Raw genomic sequence first — 19,155 nt, 5'->3', positions numbered from 1 at the left:
GCCTCGCTTAGTTGCCCAGCGGCCGCGCGAGCCATTCGCGGCCGCGCAGCATGCCGTTCCAGTAGATCCACGGCAGCAGCGTGGCCTTCAGGAACCAGGCGCTCTTGCGGGGCACGGTCGGGTCCAGCGGAAACGTAGGCAGCAGTTTTCCGCCATAGCCGAACTCGGCCAGCACGATACGGCCGCGCTCGACCGTCAATGGGCATGAACCATAGCCGTCGTAGGTGACCGGCATGGCGTGGCCTTCGCGCACGGCGATCAGGTTTTCGGCCACGGTGACGATCTGCTTGCGCGCGGCGGCCGCCGTCTTGGCATTGCTGGTGCTGATGCCGTCGCCCAGGCCAAACACATTGTCGAAACGCACGTGGCGCAAGGTGCCTGGGTCAACCTCGCACCAGCCTGCCGCATCCGCCAGCGCGCTGTCGCGCACCAAGTCGTGCGGCACTTGCGGTGGCACGGCGTGCAGCATGCCGAAGGACTTCTCCACGCGGGACACGGCGCCATCGGCGCCCTTCCTGTCGAACCAGGCCTTGCGGGCCGGCCCGTCCACCGCCACCAACGTAGAGTTGAAGGCCAGATCGATTCCGTAGCTTTCGACGTAGCGCATCAGCGGCGGCACGTATGCCGGCACGCCGAACAGCGCCGCGCCTGCCAGGTCGAATTCGACCTGCATGCGACCCAGTACGCCAACGCGGCGCCAATGGTCGCAGGCCAGGTACATGGCCTTTTGCGGCGCGCCCGCGCATTTGATCGGCATGGCGGGCTGGGTGAACAGCGCCTGCCCCTCTTGCATCGACCGCACCGACTCCCAGGTGTAAGGCGCCAGATCGTAGCGGTAGTTGGACGTGACCCCGTGTTTGCCAAGCGCATCGGACAGGCCGTCGATCTTGTCCCACGCCAGCCGCAGGCCGGGGCACACGATCAACTGCTGGTAGGTCACGCTGCGGCCGTCCGCCAGCCGTACCCGGTTCGCTTGCGGCTCGAACCCCGCCGCCGCCGCGTGCAGCCACGTGGCGCGCGACGGCATCACCGAACGGGTCGGGCGCACGGTCTTTTTCACGTCGAACGCACCGCCGCCCACCAGCGTCCACGCGGGCTGGTAGTAGTGCTTGTCGCTGGGTTCGATGACGGCGATGCGCAGGTCCGGCCGGCGCCGCAGCAGGCTGGCGGTCACGCCGATGCCGGCCGCGCCCCCACCCACCACCACCACATCGAAATCAGCGGACGCCTGTGCTGCCGACGGTGCTTGGGGCATGTCTGTCTCCGCGCCGGCCTACCGGCTGTTGAAATGTTCGAACGCCGAGAATATCCCCATGCCGGCCAACATGGCGGCTACGAAGATCAACGCCTCGGGCACGCCCGCCGAAGCGGCCACCAGTGCAGGCCCCGGGCAAAATCCCGCCAGGCCCCAGCCCGCGCCGAACGCCAGGCTGCCGGCGGCCAGACGCAGGTCGATGCGGGTGGCCGTGGGCCAGTGCATCGGCTCGCCGGACGCACTGGCGCGGCGGCGGCGCAGCACGGCGAAGCCTGCCGCCGTGACCAGCACCGCGCCGCCCATCACGAACGCCAGCGACGGATCCCAGTCGCCCGCGATATCCAGGAAGCCCAGTACTTTGGCCGGGTTGGCCATGCCCGACACGATCAGGCCCAGCCCGAAGACCAGGCCCGACGCAAAGGCGATCAACGCAATCATGTCAGCCCCCTGCCAGATGTCGCACGGCATACACCGTGGCGAAGCCTGCCGCCATAAAAAAGGCGGTAGCCGCCAATGACCGCCGCGATCCGCGCGACAGGCCACAGACGCCGTGGCCGCTGGTGCAGCCCGATGCGAAACGGGTGCCGATGCCCACCAACAGGCCGGCGACGATCAGGCGCGGCGTGCCCGCGTCCACGGTCACCGCCGGCAGCGCCGCCCCCAGCTGGTACACCCACGGCGACGCGCACAGGCCCAACAGGAACGCCACGCGCCACAGGCTGTCGCGCTGGGGCGGCAGCAAGCCGCCAAGCATGCCGCTGATGCCCGCGATGCGCCCCGCCCCCGCCATCAACAGCACGGCCGCGGCGCCGATCAGCAGGCCGCCCGCCGTGGCGGGCGCCGGTGTGAAGGCGGCCCAGTCCAGACTCATGCTAGTGACTCCAACGCGCGGCCGCAGTACAAACTGGATAGCGTTTTCATGACCTGGCTGACTTCAAAACTGGCCATTTGGTAGTACACGTACTTGCCGTCGCGGCGCGTCGTCACCAGCCCCTCGTCGCGCAGCACGCCCAGTTGCTGGGACAACGTCGGCTGGCGGATGCCGGTCAGCGATTCCAGTTCGCCGACGTTGCGCTCCTGCTGCACCAATTGGCACAGCAGCAGCAGGCGGTCTTCGTTGGCCAGCGCTTTGAGCAGCGCGCAAGCCTGGGCGGCGGATTCCCGCAGGACGGCAAGTTCGCATTCGGTCAGGGCGGCATTCATAAGGCGGATAGACAGGTCGTACAGAAGCCAATCATTATATTGACGGATAAATTATCAAACAATATTATTTAAATATATATATTGTTATCAGCGGGCGGCCATGAATCCCCACGTACAAGCGTTTTTCGATCCCGTCACCGCCACGGTCACTTACGTCGTGCACGACGGCAGCGTCTGCGCCATCGTCGATTCGGTGTTGGACTACGACCCCAAGTCGGGACGCAGCAGCACCGCCAGCGCAGACCGCGTGGCGGCCTACGTGCGCGAACAAGGGCTAACCGTCCAGTGGCTGCTTGAAACGCACGCCCATGCCGACCACTTGTCCGCCGCCCCTTACCTGCAGCGGCAGTTGGGCGGCGTCATCGCCATCGGGCAGAGCATCCGCACCGTGCAGGGCGTGTTCAAGCAGATTTTCAACCTGGAGCCGGAATTCCAGCTGGACGGCTCGCAGTTCGGCCACCTGTTCGCCGACGGCGAAACCTTCCGCATCGGCGCGCTGGAAGCCACCGCGATCCACGTGCCGGGGCACACGCCGGCCGATATGGCGTATCTGGTCGGCGACGCCGCGTTCGTGGGCGACACGATGTTCATGCCGGACGTGGGCACCGCGCGTTGCGACTTCCCCGGTGGCGACGCACACCAGTTGTACCGATCGATCCAGCGGCTGCTGCGCCTGCCCGGCGACACACGGCTGTTCATGTGCCACGATTACCCGCCCCCGGCGCGCGAGGCCCATTGGCAGACCTCGGTGACCGAACAGCGGGCCGCCAACATCCATGTTCATGACGGCATCAGCGAAGACGACTTCGTCGCGATGCGCACCCGGCGCGACGCGACCCTGTCCATGCCCACCTTGATCCTGCCCGCCATCCAGGTGAACATCCGGGCAGGCCATCTGCCACCGCCGGAAGACAATGGGGTGCGTTACCTGAAAATCCCCATCGACGCGCTCTGACCGGGCGGCCTTGCCGCACTTGCGCGCCGGGCGCTTATCCCGCAAGATCGGCCGAACTACCGATTGCCGATCAGACGGATTCCCCATGTTCGCAGAAGCAGAAAAAGACCCCAGCCTTTCCAAAGAGGAATTCAAGCCGCTGGAAACGAGGCTGCGCGTCGCCCTGCTCAATGCGCAATACCGGCGCCTTGAACAAGCGGACAAGACGCTGCTGATCGTGGTGGCGGGGATCGACGGCGCCGGCAAGGGCGCCACGGTCAACCTGCTGAACGAATGGATGGACCCACGCCACATCAAGACACTGGCATACGGCCCGCCGGAAGGCGACGAGCAGGACCGCCCGCCATTCTGGCGCTATTGGAAAGACCTGCCGCCCAAGGGCAGCACCGGCATCGTGTTCGGGTCCTGGTACGCACCGCTGATCATCGAGGCCGCCCGCAAGAAGCCCGATCACGAAGCCATCGAAGCGCGCGCCGCCGCGATCCGCCGCTTCGAGGCGATGCTGGCTGCCGAGGGCGTGCAGATCGTCAAGCTGTGGTTCCACCTGTCGTCCAAGGCGCAAAAAGAGCGCGCGCAGCGGCTCCTGGCCAGCCCCGAGACATCCTGGCAGGTCAGCCCTGTCGACTTGAAGGTCTACAAGAAATACGACCGCATCCGCGCGGGCGGCCAGGTCGTGGTGAACCATACCGACAGCGGCCACGCGCCCTGGGTGATCATCCCCAGCGCCGACGAAAACATGCGTTCCGCCCGCACCGCCGAAGCCGTGTTGACGGCGATGCGCCAGCGCGGCGTGCCCCGCATCCCGCAGTCGTTTCTGGCGCATTCCACGACTGCCCGCATCGTCGACCGGCTGGGTGAACTGGATTACGACGCCCGCGTCGACAAAGCCGACTACGAGTCCGAACTGGGCTTGCTGCAAGGCCGGCTGGCGCGTGCGGCCCGGTCCAGGAAATTCCAGGACCGCTCCCTGGTGCTGGTGTTCGAGGGGCAGGACGCGGCCGGCAAGGGCGGCGCCATCCGGCGTGTGACCCACGCGCTGGACGCCCGGCAGTTCGACATCACCCCCGTGGCGGCGCCAAACAGCTACGAGCTGTCGCGCCCCTACCTGTGGCGCTTCTGGCGCCAACTGCCGCGCCACGGCCGCGTCGCGATCTTCGACCGTTCGTGGTACGGCCGCGTCCTGGTCGAACGGGTCGAGAAGCTGACCGCGCCCGCCCACTGGCGCCGCGCGTATGCCGAGATCAACGACTTCGAGGGACAACTCGCGGCAAGCGGCGCGATCGTACTGAAATTCTGGCTGGCCGTGACGGCCGACGTGCAGTTGGAACGCTTCAAAGAGCGCGAGAAATCGCCGTTCAAGAATTTCAAGATCACACCCGACGACTGGCGCAATCGCGATAAATGGAAGGAATACGCGGCGGCGACCAACGAGATGCTGACCCGCACCGATGTGGCGCACGCGCCGTGGCATCTGGTGTCCGCCAACGACAAGCGCTACGCTCGCCTGCAAGTGCTGCGACACGTCGTCGAAGCGATGGAAAACCAACTCTGAACCGCACAGGAGGCCCCGCGCCATGAGCACCGCTGATATCCGCCCCATCGTCGCCGCCGACTTCGAAGTCTGGCTGCCCTTGTGGAAGGGCTACCAGGATTTCTACCGCGTCAGCATCGACGACGCCGTCACCCGCAACACCTGGGCCCGTTTCCTGGACCCTGCCGAACCCATGCACGCGGCGCTTGCCTATGAAGGCGGCCGGGCCGTCGGCATGGTGCACTGGATTTTCCACCGGTCCACCTGGACCGCCGGCGACTACTGCTATCTGCAAGACCTGTATGTGGACCCGGACGTGCGCGGCACGGGCGCGGGCCGCAAGCTGATTGAACACGTCTACGCGCAGGCCGCGGCCAACAATTGCGCCCGGGTGTACTGGCTGACCCACGAAACCAATGCGACTGCCATGCAGTTGTACGACCGCATCGCGGACCGCTCCGGCTTCATTCAGTATCGCAAGGTGCTGGCTTGAGCGCACGCGACCCCGACTGTCCCCTGTGCCAGGAAGACGGCGGCACGCTGCTGTGGCGCGGTCCGCACTTACGTGTGATCGAAGTCGCCGACGCCGACTATCCCGGCTTCACGCGTGTCGTCTGGAACGCCCATCTGGCTGAAATGACAAGCCTGTCCACGCATGGGCGAGACCTGCTGATGCGCGCCGTGTACGCAGTGGAAGAAGCGCAGCAAGCGGTGCTGGCGCCAGACAAGATCAATCTGGCGTCATTGGGCAACATGGTGCCGCATCTGCATTGGCATGTCATTCCACGCTGGCGTGGCGACCGCCATTTTCCCGACCCGATATGGGCGGCGCCTCGTGTCGCGGCGGGATCGGAGCCCGCGGAATGGCGCGACCGCCAGGCACGCACGCAAGCCCTGCTGCCCCGCTACCGCAATCGCGTGATTGAAGCGATGAACGCGCTGCTTATACACTGACCCCGCATTGAACGCTGGCCCGGGCCGACAGGTCCGGGGCCGGGTCCGCTTCAGCCCGCGCGCGCGGGCCGGCGCAGTTCGGCCAGCCAGTGCGTGTAGGCGTCTTCCACCAGCCCTGCCGTGCGTTCGGCGGAAAACAGGCCCTGGCCCCGAATTCGTTCACGGCCCGCATCGCCCATCCGGCGGCGCATGGCCGGATCCGCCAACAGCGTTTCCAGCGCGGCGGCCAGCGCGGCAGGATCGCGCGGCGGCACCAGCAACCCGGTCACGCCGGGCTGCATGGTTTCCGGAACCCCGCCAACTTCCGTGCCGATGACGGGCACGCCCATCGCGGCCGCTTCGATGAACACCGTGCCCAGGGCCTCGCGATGCGTCGGCAAGGCGAACACGTCCAGGGCCGTCAGTACATTGCCGATATCCTGGCGGCGACCGGTGAAATGCACCCGGTCCGCCAACCCTAGCGCCGATGCCTTTGCGCGCAGTTGATTGAACAGCGGCATGCCGTCGCCCACCAGGACCAGGTGCGCCGACGGGTAGCGCACGGATACCTGGTGGAACGCGTCGATCAGATCGCCATGCCCTTTTTCGGCCCGCATCACGGCCACGCAGCCCACCACCAGCGCATCCGGCGGCAAGCCCAGTTCACGGCGCACGCAAGTGCCTTCGCGCACCTGCGGCAGTACGATCGGGGAGTGGATGGTGGCGACCGACTCTGGCCGCGCCCCGCCGTCCAGCAATTGCTTTCGCACATAGCGGCTGACGGCAATGACCCGATGCGCCAGCCAGGTATAGGCGTAGAGGGAATTGATGGGCTTGGCCAGATGCCGCGTGCGCACGATCAACGGCGTGCCGGCCAGGCGCGCGGCCATGGCGGCCAGCACGGTGTCACGGCGGCTGTGGGTGTTCAGCACATCGAAGCGCCCGCCCCGCAGCAGGCGCCGCACGAACGCCACGCCGCGCACGAAGTTGCCGGCGCCGTCCATGACGATGCGGTGCACGGTGAACCCGGCCGCGTCCAGACGGTCTCCCAGCTCTGCCCCGGGCTGGCAGACCAGCTCAAGGTGATGGCCGCGGTCGCGCATGGCGATCATCTCTTTATAAATGCAGAATTCCTGTCCGCCGAAAGACGTGGCGGCCTCGGTATGCAGAATGCGCAGACGGGCGCCGGCGTGGCCGACAGGCGATTCAGCGGGAATGTGCGTCATGGCAAGTACCGTCTGCGTCGTTAAGATCATTCCCGTGGCGGTTCTGCAGCAGCAGGTAGGCTTCGAGATAGGTGACGTCGTCCGGCTCCAACGACGCGGCGGCCTGCGGCAGGCCCTCGGGTGCAGGCTCGGCCGCCGTCAGCTCACGGCCCGTCCATACGTGGATCCGGCCACTCCGCGAAAGATCAAAGCGCGCGCCCTCGCGCTGCCACGTCAAAAGGCGCATGCTGGGGACCAGCCGCTGTAGCTGATAGCTGCCATGCGAAGGCTGGACGGCGGGCGCATCCAACGATGTCCCCACGTCGACCAGGCGCCTGGAGGCGCCGGGTGTTGCGGGCGTGTAGATCAGCACGGATAGGGAAGGCAGGGTCATGTGCTAGCCGTTGTCGCCAGGCGGCGTTGCCAGCCACGGCCGGGTCAAAAAATGGGTCGAAATACTCAAGAAAACGCGGCGCCTTGAAATTAAACGAAATATTATTTTACATAATGAGACACCGAGCTTCGGAATTTAGCTGGAATTCCTTGGGGTGTCACCGCGTACTTGCCGCAATCGGGCCGCCGCGTCTTGGCGTTGCCGACGGTTTTTTGCGCCAATTAGCAGGAAATTGGCCGACGTTCGCCCGAATAGACCTGTCACCGATATTCGATTCAGCTAAAATTCAGCCTAGCCCGCCATGTTAACAAAATATGACCAAGGAGGCCCAGTGAACCAGCAGGTTCCGCCCCATTCACGCCCCCCTTCATTCCTTCAGGCATTCCTGCAATCCGAAGCACTGGGTGGCTATGTCCTCATGGCCGCCGCCCTGGCCGCCCTGATCATCGCCAACAGTCCGGCCGCGCCGGTTTACTTCGATATGCTGGGCACCAAGCTGGGCTTCCAGGCCGGGCCGGTCGTGCTCAAGGAAACCGTGCTGCACTGGATCAACGACGGCCTGATGGCCGTGTTCTTCCTGCTGGTGGGGTTGGAAATCAAGCGCGAAGTGCTGGACGGCCAATTGCGCGGCGCCGCGCGCATCATCCTGCCCGGCATCGCTGCGCTGGGCGGCATGGCGGCCCCGGCGCTGATCTACGTGCTGATCAACCTGGGCAGCCCCGACACCCTGCGCGGCTGGGCCATCCCCGCGGCCACCGACATCGCCTTCGCGCTGGGCATCCTGGCGCTGCTGGGCAGCCGCGTGCCGACGTCCCTGAAAATCTTCCTGACCGCACTGGCGATCCTGGACGACCTGGGCGCCATCATCATCATTGCGCTGTTCTATACCTCGCAATTGAATGTCTTCGCGCTGGTCATGGCCGGCGCCTTGCTGGCTTGCCTGTTCTGCCTGAACCGCGCGGGCGTGCTGCGGCTGACCCCGTACCTGCTGATCGGCGCCGTGCTGTGGTATTTCGTGCTGAAGTCCGGCGTGCATGCCACCCTGGCCGGCGTGGCGCTAGCGCTGACCATTCCGCTGCGGCCGCGCAACGCGGGCAAGCCGGAGGCACATTCGCCGCTGCACGACCTGGAACACGTATTGCACAAGCCCGTGGCCTTGCTCATCGTGCCCATCTTCGGCTTCGCCAACGCCGGCGTGTCGTTTGCCGCCATGGGCTTGGCCAGCCTGGCGCAACCGGTGCCGCTGGGCGTGGCGCTGGGCTTGTTCCTGGGCAAGCAGCTGGGCGTGTTCGGCTTTGCCTGGCTCGCCATCAAAGCAGGCGTCGCCAGCCTGCCCCGGCATGCCTCGTTCACGCAGCTGTACGGCGTGGCGCTGCTGTGCGGCATCGGCTTCACCATGAGCCTCTTCATTGGCGCGCTGGCCTTCACCGACGCGGCCACCGTGGACGCCACCAAGATCGGCGTGCTGACAGGATCGCTTGCCTCGGCGGTGATCGGCTTCCTGCTGCTGCGCATGAGCAGCCCGCCGGCAGAACCCGCGTTGGGTTAGGGTTGCTGGCAGGCGCGGGCCCCGCGTGCGATGGCCAGCGCGGCCCGTTGAATGACTTCAGGACGGGCCAGCCGGCGCTCTTCGTCCGGATTCACGATCACGCCCACCTCCACCAACACGGCGGGCATGGGCGCCGTCTTCAGCACGGCCAAACCGTCGAAGCGGTGCACGCCCAGCCGGCGGTCTATCAGCGGCCGGTTTTCGCCGGCGATGGGCTCCGCGTGATACAGCGAGGGCTTTTCCCCGGCTGCGATCAGCGCCTCGGCAATGGTGCTCGCGCAGCGCAGGCTCTGTGCGTACTTGGGATTGCGTTCGGACACGAACACGGCGAAGCCCGCGAACTCGCGCTGGCGACCCGCGTCGATGAACTGCTGCTGCATCGAATCGTGGTGGATCGACACGAAAAGATCCGCCGTTGGCGCTACCCGTGACCGCTTGCCCAATTCCACTTCCGCGCCATTGGCCGCCACCTGGGTCACGCGGTCGCCCGCGGCGCGCAGATCGGCTGCCACCAGGTTGCTGACGTCCAGGTTGTACAGGTATTCCACTCGTCCGCTGGCGCCCGTCGCGCCCGGCCGGCTGAGCGTGTGCCCGGTATCCACCACAATGTGCGCCGCCTGCGCGGACGACCCCGCAAGCAGAACGCCGGCGCACAGCGCCACGCGAACCGCCACCCCCAAAAAAAGCTGGATGAAATCTGATGCCACGCCAATGACCGCCTGCAAGAAGTAAAGGCATCTGGAAGGGTCCAGCCGCCGCAACGGGTCAGATATTACCGGCAAGCCGCGGTCGGATCGCCGGCCTGAACCCGACCGCGCGGACGGGGTTGCCGGCAAATCGGGCAGGCCCGCGAATTGGGCATCCGCGAAGCAGACGTGGTAAAGAAGTGCGTGGTCTGCCACGGGAAGGTTCGTGGTCAGCCACGGCGGGTACAAGCAGGCACCGCGCGCAATAACCGCACGAAAATACAAGGAATTCCATGTCTTTCAGTTCTGACGCGTGGGCGCGCAACGCCGCGCTCTACGAAAAAACGCGCGACATGCCGTTCAACCGGGAACTGGCCAGCGGCCAGCTCGACGAGAACGCATTCAAGCACTACATGATCCAGGACGCGCACTACCTGGTGGCGTTCGGGCGTGCCCTGGCGATCGCGGCCGCCAAAGCCGATGACGCCGACGGCGTGGTGCAGTTCGCGGATGCGGCCAAAGGCGCCGTCGTGGCCGAGCGGTCGCTGCATGCGGGCTTCATGAAGCAGTTCGGCATCGACGCCGCCACCTTCGAGGCCACGCCGCTGACGCCCGCCAGCCATCACTACACCAGCTTCCTGATCGCCACCGCGTGGAGCGCGCCGTACCCGGTGGCGCTGGCTGCGCTGCTGCCATGCTTCTGGATCTATGCCGAGATCGGCCGCGAGATCCACGCGCATGCGGCGCGTCCCAATCCCTACGCGGCATGGATCGACACATATGCCGGCGATGACTTCCATGCGTTGGTGCGGGCCGTGATCGCCTCGGTGGACCGCGCCGCCGAAACCGCCTCGGCGCACACCCGCGAAGCCATGCACCAGGCCTACACGCACGCCGCCCAGCTGGAATGGATGTTCTGGGATTCGGCCCACCGGCAGGCGGGTTGGCCGGTCTGATTCCGGCGGCGGGCCGCGTGTTCCGTCGGGCCGGCTATGCCAAAATCGCGGCCATGCCGATCGATAACCGCCTCGTTCCCCACGCCCTTGCCGCCCAGACGGCGCAACTTCCCGACGCCTGGGCCGCCGCTTTCGCGCACAGCGCCGTTGCCGACGCGCTGGCCGCGATAACCGCCCACGTCGAACAACGCCTGACCGAGGGCGCCAGCGTCTATCCCGCCACGCCGTTCCGGGCGCTGCACGGGCTGGCGCCGTCCGACGTGCGTGTCGTGATCCTGGGACAAGACCCGTACCACGGCCCCGGCCAGGCCCAGGGCCTGGCGTTCTCGGTGCCCGACGATTGCAAGCGTCCGCCCAGCCTGCGCAACATCTTCAACGAGATCGCGCAGGAATTCCCGGGCACGCCGGTGCCGCAGGGCAACGACCTGAGCCCGTGGGCGGACCAGGGCGTGCTGCTGCTGAACACCGCGCTGACGGTGGAAGACGGGCTGCCCGCTTCCCACGCCAAGCGAGGCTGGGAAACCGTGACCGACGCGCTGATCTCGCTGGTTGCCCGCGACCCCTCGCCCAAGGCCTTCCTGCTGTGGGGCGCCCATGCGCAGGCCAAACGGTTGTTGCTTCCCGACAACAGCGGCCATCTGGTCCTGATGTCCAACCATCCCTCCCCGCTTTCCGCCCGCAGGCCGCCCGTGCCCTTTCTGGGTTGCGGCCACTTCCGGGCGACCAACGACTGGCTGGTGGACCAAGGGAAAAACCCTATTGATTGGGGACTGGACAAAAAAATAATTCCCCTGCAAGGCGAATTCGGGTTATGATCGTCGCACTGCACAAAAAGAGTTCGGCATTTACCGCCTTGATTTAGCGGAATTTTTTGCAGTCTGCCGGGCAGCCTACGCCCCGGCCCCATGCCGAACTATCATCGATTCCTGACCTCCTTTCCTTTCGCCCTGCGTTCCACTCTGTATACGAGAACGCGCCACGCGCACGGTTGATTCGGTCGGCACGATGCTCCATCAACCGTCGCCTGGATCCGGCCGCCTAATCCCCTGGCCCGACCAAGCACTGCGTCGCATTGATTGCGGCAAGGGAAAGTAATGTCTTTCGAAAACCTGGGTCTTGCACCCGCTCTGTTGTCGGCCGTTCAAGAAGCTGGCTTCAGCACCCCCACCCCCGTCCAAGCCGCTGCCATTCCGCAAGCGCTGGCCGGCCACGACCTGATGGTGTCCGCGCAAACGGGTAGCGGCAAGACCGCCGCCTTCATGCTGCCGGCGCTGCACCGCATTGCCCAGATGCCCGCCAATAAAGGCGTCGGCGTGCAAGTGCTGGTCCTGACCCCGACCCGCGAATTGGCCCTGCAAGTCACCGAAGCGACCGATATGTATGGCCGCAAGCTGGCTGACCTGCGTACGGCGACCGTCGTGGGCGGCATGCCTTACGGCGCGCAACTGAAGGCACTGTCGCGCCGCGTTGACGTGCTGGTCGCCACTCCCGGCCGCCTGATCGACCACCTGCAATCGGGCCGCGTCAAGCTGAACACCGTACACACGCTGGTGCTGGACGAAGCCGACCGCATGCTGGACATGGGCTTCATCGAGGATATCGAAACCATCATCAGCCGCCTGCCGGAAGACCGCCAGACGCTGCTGTTCTCGGCCACGCTGGACGGCACGATCGCCAAGCTGGCTGCGAAAATGATGCGCGACCCGCAACGCATCGAATTGGCCGGCGCCAAGGAAAAGCACACCAACATCACGCAAAGCCTGCTGTACGCGGACGATGCCAGCCACAAGATGCAGCTGCTGGATCACGTGTTGCGCGATGCCAAGCTGGACCAAGCCATTGTCTTCACGTCGACCAAGCGCGGCGCCGATGACCTGGCCGACCGCCTGGCCGACCAAGGTTTTGCCGCCGCTGCCCTGCACGGCGACATGAACCAGCGCCAACGTACCCGTACGCTGTCGCAACTGCAACGCGGCCAGCTGCGCATCCTGGTTGCCACCGACGTGGCCGCCCGCGGCATCGACGTGCAAGGCATCAGCCACGCCGTCAACTTCGACCTGCCGATGCAAGCCGAAGACTACGTGCACCGTATCGGCCGTACCGGCCGTGCCGGCCGCAGCGGTCTGGCGTTCACGCTGGCAACGCACTCCGAGCGCCACAAGGTCCGCCGTATCGAGCACTACATCGGCCAATCGATCACGCCTGAAGTGATCGCCGGCCTGGAACCGAAGCGCACGCCGCGTCCGTCCGCAGGTGGCAGCGGCGCCCCGCGCGGCGGCAAGCCGTTCGGCAAGCGTCCTGGTGGTTTCGGTGGTTCGCGCCATGAAGGCGGCGGCTACCAAGGCAACCGTGACGGCGCACCGCGTGAAGGTCGTTCGTTCGCCCCTCGTGACGGCGCCCCGCGTGGCGAGTTCAAGCCGCGTGAAGGTGGTTACCAGGGCAACCGCGACGGCGCACCGCGCGAAGGCGGCTACCAAGGCAATCGTCCTTTCGGCGACCGCCCGGCACGTTCGTTCAGCGACCGCCCCAGCTTCGGTGATCGTCCCCAGCGCGAAGGCGGCTACCAGGGCAATCGTCCCTTCGGCGACCGTCCCCCGCGTGAAGGCGGCTTCCGTGGCGGCGACCGCGATGCGCGTCCCAGCTTCGGCGGCGATCGTCCCAGCTTTGGCGACCGCCCCCAGCGCGACGCCCGTCCGTTCAGCGAGCGCGCTCCCCGTGACGCCCGTCCGAGCTTCGGTGATCGCCCCAGCTTCGGCGACCGTCCGCAGCGTGAAGGCGGCTTCCGCGGCGGTGATCGTCCTGAAGGCGGTTTCCGTGGCGCCAAGCCCTCGTTCGACAAGCGCCCCGGCGGCCCCGCCAAGCGCTTTGCCAAGCCGGCTGACCGCCGCGGCTAATTCGCCCGCTTGACCCCCAAACAAACCCCGCGCCCGTCGCGGGGTTTGTGTTTTCAGGGTGGCAAATGCGCGCAGCATGACCGTTCTTTTTTTGGGAAAATGCGGCTATGACCACGCCTTCTTCGACCATGCAACGCCCCGCCCCCGCCAATCTTCCCCCGCTGTCCGCCCCCGCCCGGGAACACCGCGACGCCACCGCCGCGCACCTGCGCGCCGCCATCGCGGCCAACGGCGGCTGGCTGCCGTTCGACCACTGGATGGCAGAGGCCCTGTATGCGCCGGGCTTGGGCTATTACGCTGCCGGCAACGTCAAGCTGGCCGATGGCGAGGACGACACCAAGGCGCCCGCCGGCGACTTCGTCACCGCGCCGCAATTGACGCCGTTGTTCGCCCGCACGATCGCCCGCCAGGTGGCGCAGGTGCTGGCCCAGACACAGACGCAGGACGTGCTGGAATTTGGCGCAGGCACGGGCGCGCTGGCCGAAGGCGTGCTGCGCGAACTTGACGCGCTGGGCCTGCCCCAGACGCGATACCTGATTTTGGAAGTGTCCGCCGACCTGCGCGCCCGCCAGGCGGCACGGTTGGCGCCCTTCGGCGACCGCGTGCAATGGCTGGACGCGCTGCCCCATGCGTTCGCCGGCTGCGTGCTGGCCAACGAGGTGCTGGACGCCATGCCCGTATCGCTGTTCTCGTGGGATGCGGCGGGCGCCGTGCAGGAACGCGGCGTGGCGCTGGATGCGGACGGCGGCTTCGTCTGGGCCGACCGGCCCGCCTCGCCCGCGCTGGCTTCAGCCGTTGCCGCGCGCATGCCGGCGCTGCCCGCCTACGTGTCGGAAATCAATCTGCAAGGCGAGGCCTGGATCGCCGCCATGGGCGGTTGGCTGGAACGCGGCGCGGCGCTGCTGGTGGATTACGGTTTTCCGCGCAGCGAGTACTACCATCCGCAGCGCGCGGGCGGCACGCTCATGTGCCACTTGCGGCACCACGCGCACGGCGACCCCTTCGCCGCCCCGGGCTTGCAGGACATCACCGCGCATGTGGATTTCACCGCCATGGCCGATGCGGCGCTGGAACACGGACTGCAGGTGCTGGGCTATACGTCGCAGGCCCGCTTCCTGATGAACGCCGGGCTGATGGACCTGCTGGCGCAACTGGATCCGTCGGACGCCCAGCAGTACGCGCAGGCCGTGGCGCCCGTGCAGAAACTGTTGTCGGAAGCCGAAATGGGCGAACTCTTCAAGGTGCTGGCCGTCGGCCGCGGCATGACGGCGCCCCTGACGGGGTTCTCGCGCGGCGACCGTTTGGGCAAGCTGTAACCGCGGATTCGCGCCGCCGGGCGGGCGGTTTCAGCCTGCCCGAAGCTGGTCCAGCCGTGCCTGACGCACGCTGTCCTTGATGCGGGCGGGATCGCCCGCGCAGGCCCGGGCGATGGCACCGGCATCCACGCCGCGCACGGCATCCGCCCGCGCCCGCCACGCCGCCATGTCCACCGGCTGCAACACCGAAGCCGTTTTCAACAGGTCGAAAAACCGCTCGGGCTTTCGCAGCGCGTCCGCACGTTCCATCAGCGCCAGCTGTGCGTCCGGGCCGCCCGTTTCGGCCGCATCCAGACCCGCCAGCACGTCGGGCAGCAAGCGCGCGTAGTCATTGCATTCGGTGGGCACGCGCATGCGTCGGCCCAGCGCGTCGCGGTCGGGCGTCAGCCGGCACAGCAAGGCGTAGCGCCCCGCCAGCGACAACGGCAGGGCCGCGGCGCGGTCCACGTCGGCGCCAACGACGTCCACCCCTTGCAGTTCGGGCATCACGCGGGCCAACGCACCGGAATCTTGCAGCACGCCCAGCATTCGCGACGGTTTCTTCGCCATCAGACCGCGCGACAGTTCCTTCCAGACCCGTTCGGCCACCAGCGCGTCGGCCTCGCCGGCCTCGACCATGCGGCGGCACAGCGCCAGCGTTTCGGGTGCCACGGTGAAATCATCGAAACGCGCCGCGAACCGGCCCAGCCGCAAGATGCGCACCGGGTCTTCCTGGAATGCCTCGCCCACATGGCGGAACACGCGCGCCCGCACGTCGGCCTCGCCGCCCAGGGGATCGACGCGTTGGCCGTCCCGGGTCTGGGCGATCGCGTTGACGGTGAGGTCTCGGCGGCGCAGGTCTTCTTCCAGCGTCACGTCGGCGCCGGTGTAGAACGTAAACCCCTTGTAGCCGCGCCCGGACTTGCGCTCGGTGCGCGCCAGCGCGTATTCCTCTTTGGTGCGCGGATGCAGGAACACCGGAAAATCGCCGCCGACCGGGATGAAACCACGGCGCACCATGTCTTCCGGCGTGGCGCCGACCACGACCCAGTCGTGGTCGCCCGGCGGCAGGCCAAGCAGCGCGTCGCGCACCGCCCCGCCCACGATATAGGCCTGCAAGCCGTCGGTGGCCGGGTCTTGCGTCATGGAATCGATGTGTTCTCGGCGCCCAGCGGCACGATGCTGCCCAGACGTTCCTTCAGGGACTGCGACTGACCGCTGAACATCGCCGCGTAATAAACCGCGTTGGACATCACGTTCTTCACGTAGGTGCGCGTTTCATTGAAGGGAATGGTCTCGGCAAAGATGGCGCCTTCGACGGGATGCGTGAACGTCGAACGCCAGTTGTGCGGCCGCCGCGGTCCGGCGTTGTAGCCCGCGCTGGCCAGCATCTGAGACCCGTTCAGGTCGCGCAGCACCATGTTCAGGTAGTTGGTGCCCAGCACGGTGTTGGTGTCGAAGTCGTTCACGCTGGACGGCGTGAAATCGGTCATGCCGATCTTGCCGGCGACCCATTTGGCGGTGGCCGGCATCAGTTGCATCAGGCCGGAGGCGCCCACGTGCGAACGCGCGTCCATGATGAAGCGCGATTCCTGGCGGATCAGGCCATAGACCCAGGCCGGGTCCAGCGCGATGGCGTTGGCCTTGGCGGTGACGCGGCCTTCGAACGGCGCGATGAAGCGCTGGCTGAAATCGAATTCCTTTTCCGTGCGGTCCGACGTGTTGACCACGCGGTCGTAGATGTTCTCGGCGCGCGCCAGTTCGGCGGCGGCGATCAGTTGGCGGTCGGTCATGCCGCGCAACGTGAAGTTCCATTCGGGCACGGCTTCGCCACGCCAGCCCAGGCGGAACAGTTGCACGGCTCGTTGCAGGCCGGGATTGGCGCGGGCCTCGGCGATTTCGCGGTCGCTGACGGGCGCGGGGCGCGGCGGCACGTCGATGCGGCGGCCCAGTTCCTCGGCGGACAACTGGCCGTAGAAATCGAAGCGGTCGGCGATGCTGGCGTACAGGGCGTTGGCCTGCTCCTTGCGGCCGGTTGCGGCCAGGCCGCGCGCTTTCCAGTACACCCATGACGGGTCGTTGCGCTGCGAAGCAGGCATATCGTCGATGGATTCGATCACCCACTTCCAGTCGATCTTCGCTTGGCGCAGCGCCGCGCGCACCTTCCAGCCGGCGTTGTATTCCGTCATGCGGATGTGGCCGGCTTCGTGATACCAGTCGTCGGCGCGGCTATCCAGCTTCAAGGCCGCCATCAACGCGTACTGGCCCCGCACCCAGGCCAGGTTTGGCTTGGACATGGACTTGGCCCATTCGCGGCGCAGATAGGAATCGGCCACGCTGACGTCCGAACGCGCCAGGCGAGCCAACGCGATGGTCACAAGCTCTTTCTCGTTGCGGCCCACCGGCATGCGGTCTTGCCGGGTCAGCCACTTCATCGGGTCCTTCATCAGGACGTCGTAGGTTTTCAGGTCGCGCGGCTCGAACATGTATTGGACGAGCTTGCGCGCATCCGTCGTCTTGTCGGCTTCGATGGCGTCGCGCAGTTGCGGCTCGAGTTGTTCCCAGCCAAGGATGCCGTCGGCCACCAGCTGGTCGTACAGCGCCCAACAGGCGCTGCCCGGCGCGAACACCGCCGTGGCCTGCGCCGCCGTGGCGCGCTGGCCGGTCATGTGCTTGGCGTCCAGGATGGCGCATTCGATCTGGGCGTTGCTGTTCTTCACGGGCGCCAGTTTGCGCACGGTTTCGAAGTCGCCGCTGCGGGCCGCGGCCAGCAGCCAGTCGCCACGCAGGCGATCGGCCAGATAGGCGTCGCTGTTGCTGCTGATGAAGCGTTGCAGATCGGCCGTGGGGCGGCCACCGGCGGGCGGGGTCCAGAGTTGATAGCGCAGCAGCCAATACTCCGGGTACATGCCCAGCGGGTCGGACTTGGCCTGGGGTACCAGCATGCCCAGCACGGACCACTGCTTGCGGTTCATGGCTTCACGCGCGGCCACTACGGCGGCCAAGGCTGGCGTGTCGGCGGTGGGCGGCAGGCCGGCCAGCACGGCGGGCGGCACCGAGATGACCGGTTGGGCCGCCTGGACGGCGGGTTGCGGCTGCGGATTGACGGAGGCGCTGCGCTGCTGCGCATCGACCGGGGCACAAGCGGCGGTGAACAAGGCCAGCAGCGGCAGCCAGTGGCGCAGGCCGGAACGGGGGTCCGGCGCGACGGCGCCGCGCGGGGATTTCCCGCCAGTTTTCTGATACCGTCGGGCTTGCAGAATCTGTGTCATGCCGTGTCCCTCATTTGCCGTCATACACCGGCTCTGCACGCCGGCATGCCGACTACGCGTGTGCCAGATGTCCGCGTGCCCGATTTCCGCATGCCCGATTCCAGCATGTTCGCCTTCATTGTCCACCCCCATCACAGCCACTGCATGACTACGCAAAATACTCCAGAGGATACCGCAGTCCAGCACCGCACGCGATTGCGGAAACTGCGTGCCGAAATGCCCGAAGACCAGCGCAGCCGGGGTGGTCTGCTGATGCGCGCGCGCCTGTTCACGTGGCTGAACGTGGCGCGCGACGAAGCGGCCCGCGCCGGCCGTCCGGCCCCCGCCACCGTGGCCGCATTCTGGCCCATGGCCGACGAACCCGACCTGCGCCCGCTGCTGTCGCAATGGGTGGAAAACGGGGTCGCCGTGGCGCTGCCGGTGGTGCGCGAGCGCAACGCCCCCCTTGCCTTCCTGCCCTGGACACCCGACGCTGAGCTGCGCGCCGGCCCCTACGGCATCCAGGAACCGGTGGCGGGCGCCGAGGTGCTGCCCGACGTCGTCCTGGTGCCGACGCTCGGTTACACGGAACAGGGCGATCGCCTGGGTTATGGCGGCGGCTACTACGACCGCACCTTGGCGGCGCTGCGCCAACGCGGCCATCCGTTCATCACGATCGGCATCGCCTGGAGCTGCGGCGAACTGGACGCCGACTACGCCCCCGCCGCGCACGACTTTCCGCTGGATGCCGTGCTGACGCAGGACGGCTGGGTGCCGCATGCGCCGCTGGAACAAGGCGGCGCCAGCGGCACGACGCTGCACACGTACCGGATGAACTGACGCACCAGAGCGGCCCGGCAGCGCGCACCAATGCGGTGCATGCCGCGCCGCGGGCACCTTACCCGCGACGGGGGATGGTGTTTCGGCGCCCTTGGGAGGATATTGTGCCCAAGGCGGCCGCTTGCCCGAAAAGCTGGCACGGGGGTTGCTTATTCATTTAGACCGGCCACGCATCGGCCGGGTAATGACCGTGTGCGAGGCTGCCGCC

19 protein-coding genes are annotated in these 19,155 nt (G+C 66.8%); 10 read left to right on the top strand and 9 right to left on the bottom strand.

The window, feature by feature from the left end; all coding sequences use genetic code 11:
- Positions 1 to 7: 7 nt before the first annotated feature.
- From CQ050_RS05895 to CQ050_RS05880, 4 genes are read right to left on the bottom strand one after another with little or no spacing between them, the layout of a single operon-like run.
- Positions 8 to 1,255, bottom strand: coding sequence for an FAD/NAD(P)-binding oxidoreductase (locus CQ050_RS05895; protein ID WP_105555865.1), 1,248 nt, complete (start codon positions 1,253 to 1,255; stop codon positions 8 to 10).
- Between the two features lie 18 nt (positions 1,256 to 1,273).
- Entirely contained in the window at positions 1,274 to 1,693 is a 420-nt protein-coding gene (locus tag CQ050_RS05890; RefSeq protein ID WP_105555864.1) for a YeeE/YedE family protein, read from the bottom strand.
- A 1-nt stretch (position 1,694) separates the two neighbouring features.
- Positions 1,695 to 2,126 carry a YeeE/YedE family protein gene (locus tag CQ050_RS05885; protein WP_105555863.1) on the bottom strand — a complete coding sequence of 144 codons (432 nt, stop codon included), beginning with the start codon at positions 2,124 to 2,126 and terminating at the stop codon, positions 1,695 to 1,697.
- Entirely contained in the window at positions 2,123 to 2,458 is a 336-nt protein-coding gene (locus CQ050_RS05880) for a helix-turn-helix transcriptional regulator (RefSeq protein ID WP_105555862.1), read from the bottom strand. The genes CQ050_RS05885 and CQ050_RS05880 overlap by 4 nt, the downstream gene beginning before the upstream one ends.
- Before the next feature lie 100 nt (positions 2,459 to 2,558).
- Between CQ050_RS05880 and CQ050_RS05875 the strand changes: the two genes are divergently transcribed.
- The 4 genes from CQ050_RS05875 (at position 2,559) to CQ050_RS05860 (ending at position 5,898) form a co-directional block, all read left to right on the top strand.
- Complete coding sequence (locus tag CQ050_RS05875) at positions 2,559 to 3,413, top strand: MBL fold metallo-hydrolase (protein ID WP_105555861.1); 855 nt, start codon at positions 2,559 to 2,561, stop codon at positions 3,411 to 3,413.
- An 85-nt stretch (positions 3,414 to 3,498) separates the two neighbouring features.
- Positions 3,499 to 4,965 (top strand): polyphosphate:AMP phosphotransferase, encoded by a 1,467-nt coding sequence (gene pap / locus CQ050_RS05870; protein ID WP_105555860.1) that lies wholly within the window; start codon positions 3,499 to 3,501, stop codon positions 4,963 to 4,965.
- Positions 4,966 to 4,987: 22 nt separating this feature from the next.
- On the top strand, positions 4,988 to 5,437 hold the full coding sequence (locus tag CQ050_RS05865; RefSeq protein WP_105555859.1) for a GNAT family N-acetyltransferase: 450 nt from the start codon (positions 4,988 to 4,990) through the stop codon (positions 5,435 to 5,437).
- On the top strand, positions 5,434 to 5,898 hold the full coding sequence (locus tag CQ050_RS05860; RefSeq protein WP_105555858.1) for an HIT family protein: 465 nt from the start codon (positions 5,434 to 5,436) through the stop codon (positions 5,896 to 5,898). The genes CQ050_RS05865 and CQ050_RS05860 overlap by 4 nt, the downstream gene beginning before the upstream one ends.
- A 50-nt stretch (positions 5,899 to 5,948) precedes the next feature.
- On the opposite strand, the gene CQ050_RS05855 is transcribed toward CQ050_RS05860, so the two are convergent.
- Together CQ050_RS05855 and CQ050_RS05850 are read right to left on the bottom strand one after the other, a co-directional pair.
- The gene (locus tag CQ050_RS05855; protein ID WP_105555857.1) at positions 5,949 to 7,103 is read right to left on the bottom strand and encodes a glycosyltransferase; all 1,155 of its coding nucleotides are present in this window, start codon (positions 7,101 to 7,103) and stop codon (positions 5,949 to 5,951) included.
- On the bottom strand, positions 7,084 to 7,476 hold the full coding sequence (locus CQ050_RS05850) for a hydrogenase (protein WP_105555856.1): 393 nt from the start codon (positions 7,474 to 7,476) through the stop codon (positions 7,084 to 7,086). Before CQ050_RS05850 ends, CQ050_RS05855 begins: the two co-directional genes overlap by 20 nt.
- 301 nt (positions 7,477 to 7,777) lie before the next feature.
- On the opposite strand from CQ050_RS05850, the gene nhaA reads away from it, so the two are divergent.
- Positions 7,778 to 9,025, top strand: a complete 1,248-nt coding sequence (nhaA, locus tag CQ050_RS05845) for a Na+/H+ antiporter NhaA (protein WP_105555855.1) — start codon at positions 7,778 to 7,780, stop codon at positions 9,023 to 9,025.
- Here the strand turns inward: nhaA and CQ050_RS05840 are convergent.
- The gene (locus tag CQ050_RS05840; protein WP_369868254.1) at positions 9,022 to 9,732 is read right to left on the bottom strand and encodes an N-acetylmuramoyl-L-alanine amidase; all 711 of its coding nucleotides are present in this window, start codon (positions 9,730 to 9,732) and stop codon (positions 9,022 to 9,024) included. The two genes, nhaA and CQ050_RS05840, sit on opposite strands and share 4 nt — an antisense overlap.
- 272 nt (positions 9,733 to 10,004) lie before the next feature.
- Here CQ050_RS05840 and tenA point away from each other — a divergent pair, with 272 nt between their 5' ends.
- From tenA to CQ050_RS05820, 4 genes are all read left to right on the top strand, one after another.
- Positions 10,005 to 10,667 carry a thiaminase II gene (tenA, locus tag CQ050_RS05835; protein WP_105555853.1) on the top strand — a complete coding sequence of 221 codons (663 nt, stop codon included), beginning with the start codon at positions 10,005 to 10,007 and terminating at the stop codon, positions 10,665 to 10,667.
- Positions 10,668 to 10,720: 53 nt separating this feature from the next.
- A complete protein-coding gene (locus tag CQ050_RS05830) occupies positions 10,721 to 11,482 on the top strand; it encodes a uracil-DNA glycosylase (RefSeq protein WP_105555984.1) in 762 nt (253 codons plus the stop codon).
- Positions 11,483 to 11,761: 279 nt separating this feature from the next.
- Positions 11,762 to 13,561, top strand: coding sequence for a DEAD/DEAH box helicase (locus tag CQ050_RS05825; protein WP_105555852.1), 1,800 nt, complete (start codon positions 11,762 to 11,764; stop codon positions 13,559 to 13,561).
- A gap of 107 nt (positions 13,562 to 13,668) precedes the next feature.
- Complete coding sequence (locus CQ050_RS05820; RefSeq protein ID WP_369868253.1) at positions 13,669 to 14,877, top strand: class I SAM-dependent methyltransferase; 1,209 nt, start codon at positions 13,669 to 13,671, stop codon at positions 14,875 to 14,877.
- Between the two features lie 30 nt (positions 14,878 to 14,907).
- On the opposite strand, the gene CQ050_RS05815 is transcribed toward CQ050_RS05820, so the two are convergent.
- Complete coding sequence (locus CQ050_RS05815; protein ID WP_105555851.1) at positions 14,908 to 16,002, bottom strand: CCA tRNA nucleotidyltransferase; 1,095 nt, start codon at positions 16,000 to 16,002, stop codon at positions 14,908 to 14,910.
- Positions 15,999 to 18,128, bottom strand: a complete 2,130-nt coding sequence (locus tag CQ050_RS05810; RefSeq protein ID WP_105555850.1) for a lytic transglycosylase domain-containing protein — start codon at positions 18,126 to 18,128, stop codon at positions 15,999 to 16,001. Before CQ050_RS05810 ends, CQ050_RS05815 begins: the two co-directional genes overlap by 4 nt.
- A 144-nt stretch (positions 18,129 to 18,272) precedes the next feature.
- On the opposite strand from CQ050_RS05810, the gene CQ050_RS05805 reads away from it, so the two are divergent.
- Entirely contained in the window at positions 18,273 to 18,947 is a 675-nt protein-coding gene (locus CQ050_RS05805; protein WP_105555982.1) for a 5-formyltetrahydrofolate cyclo-ligase, read from the top strand.
- Positions 18,948 to 19,155: the final 208 nt, after the last annotated feature.

The organism is Achromobacter sp. MYb9, from assembly GCF_002975275.1.
Lineage (GTDB): Bacteria > Pseudomonadota > Gammaproteobacteria > Burkholderiales > Burkholderiaceae_B > Achromobacter.
Note: the sequence above shows the minus strand (reverse complement) of the source record. Positions and strands in the feature narration are given on the sequence as shown.

Bases quoted from the DNA above. Each gene is read 5' to 3' on its own strand.
- CQ050_RS05865 (WP_105555859.1), top strand. From the start codon at position 4,988: ATGAGCACCGCTGATATCCGCCCCATCGTCGCCGCCGACTTCGAAGTC.
- CQ050_RS05855 (WP_105555857.1), bottom strand. From the start codon at position 7,103: ATGACGCACATTCCCGCTGAATCGCCTGTCGGCCACGCCGGCGCCCGT.
- CQ050_RS05895 (WP_105555865.1), bottom strand. From the start codon at position 1,255: ATGCCCCAAGCACCGTCGGCAGCACAGGCGTCCGCTGATTTCGATGTG.
- CQ050_RS05885 (WP_105555863.1), bottom strand. From the start codon at position 2,126: ATGAGTCTGGACTGGGCCGCCTTCACACCGGCGCCCGCCACGGCGGGC.
- CQ050_RS05815 (WP_105555851.1), bottom strand. From the start codon at position 16,002: ATGACGCAAGACCCGGCCACCGACGGCTTGCAGGCCTATATCGTGGGC.
- CQ050_RS05875 (WP_105555861.1), top strand. From the start codon at position 2,559: ATGAATCCCCACGTACAAGCGTTTTTCGATCCCGTCACCGCCACGGTC.
- CQ050_RS05830 (WP_105555984.1), top strand. From the start codon at position 10,721: ATGCCGATCGATAACCGCCTCGTTCCCCACGCCCTTGCCGCCCAGACG.
- pap (WP_105555860.1), top strand. From the start codon at position 3,499: ATGTTCGCAGAAGCAGAAAAAGACCCCAGCCTTTCCAAAGAGGAATTC.
- CQ050_RS05810 (WP_105555850.1), bottom strand. From the start codon at position 18,128: ATGACACAGATTCTGCAAGCCCGACGGTATCAGAAAACTGGCGGGAAA.
- CQ050_RS05805 (WP_105555982.1), top strand. From the start codon at position 18,273: ATGACTACGCAAAATACTCCAGAGGATACCGCAGTCCAGCACCGCACG.
- CQ050_RS05820 (WP_369868253.1), top strand. From the start codon at position 13,669: ATGACCACGCCTTCTTCGACCATGCAACGCCCCGCCCCCGCCAATCTT.
- CQ050_RS05850 (WP_105555856.1), bottom strand. From the start codon at position 7,476: ATGACCCTGCCTTCCCTATCCGTGCTGATCTACACGCCCGCAACACCC.
- CQ050_RS05880 (WP_105555862.1), bottom strand. From the start codon at position 2,458: ATGAATGCCGCCCTGACCGAATGCGAACTTGCCGTCCTGCGGGAATCC.
- nhaA (WP_105555855.1), top strand. From the start codon at position 7,778: ATGTTAACAAAATATGACCAAGGAGGCCCAGTGAACCAGCAGGTTCCG.
- CQ050_RS05825 (WP_105555852.1), top strand. From the start codon at position 11,762: ATGTCTTTCGAAAACCTGGGTCTTGCACCCGCTCTGTTGTCGGCCGTT.
- tenA (WP_105555853.1), top strand. From the start codon at position 10,005: ATGTCTTTCAGTTCTGACGCGTGGGCGCGCAACGCCGCGCTCTACGAA.
- CQ050_RS05890 (WP_105555864.1), bottom strand. From the start codon at position 1,693: ATGATTGCGTTGATCGCCTTTGCGTCGGGCCTGGTCTTCGGGCTGGGC.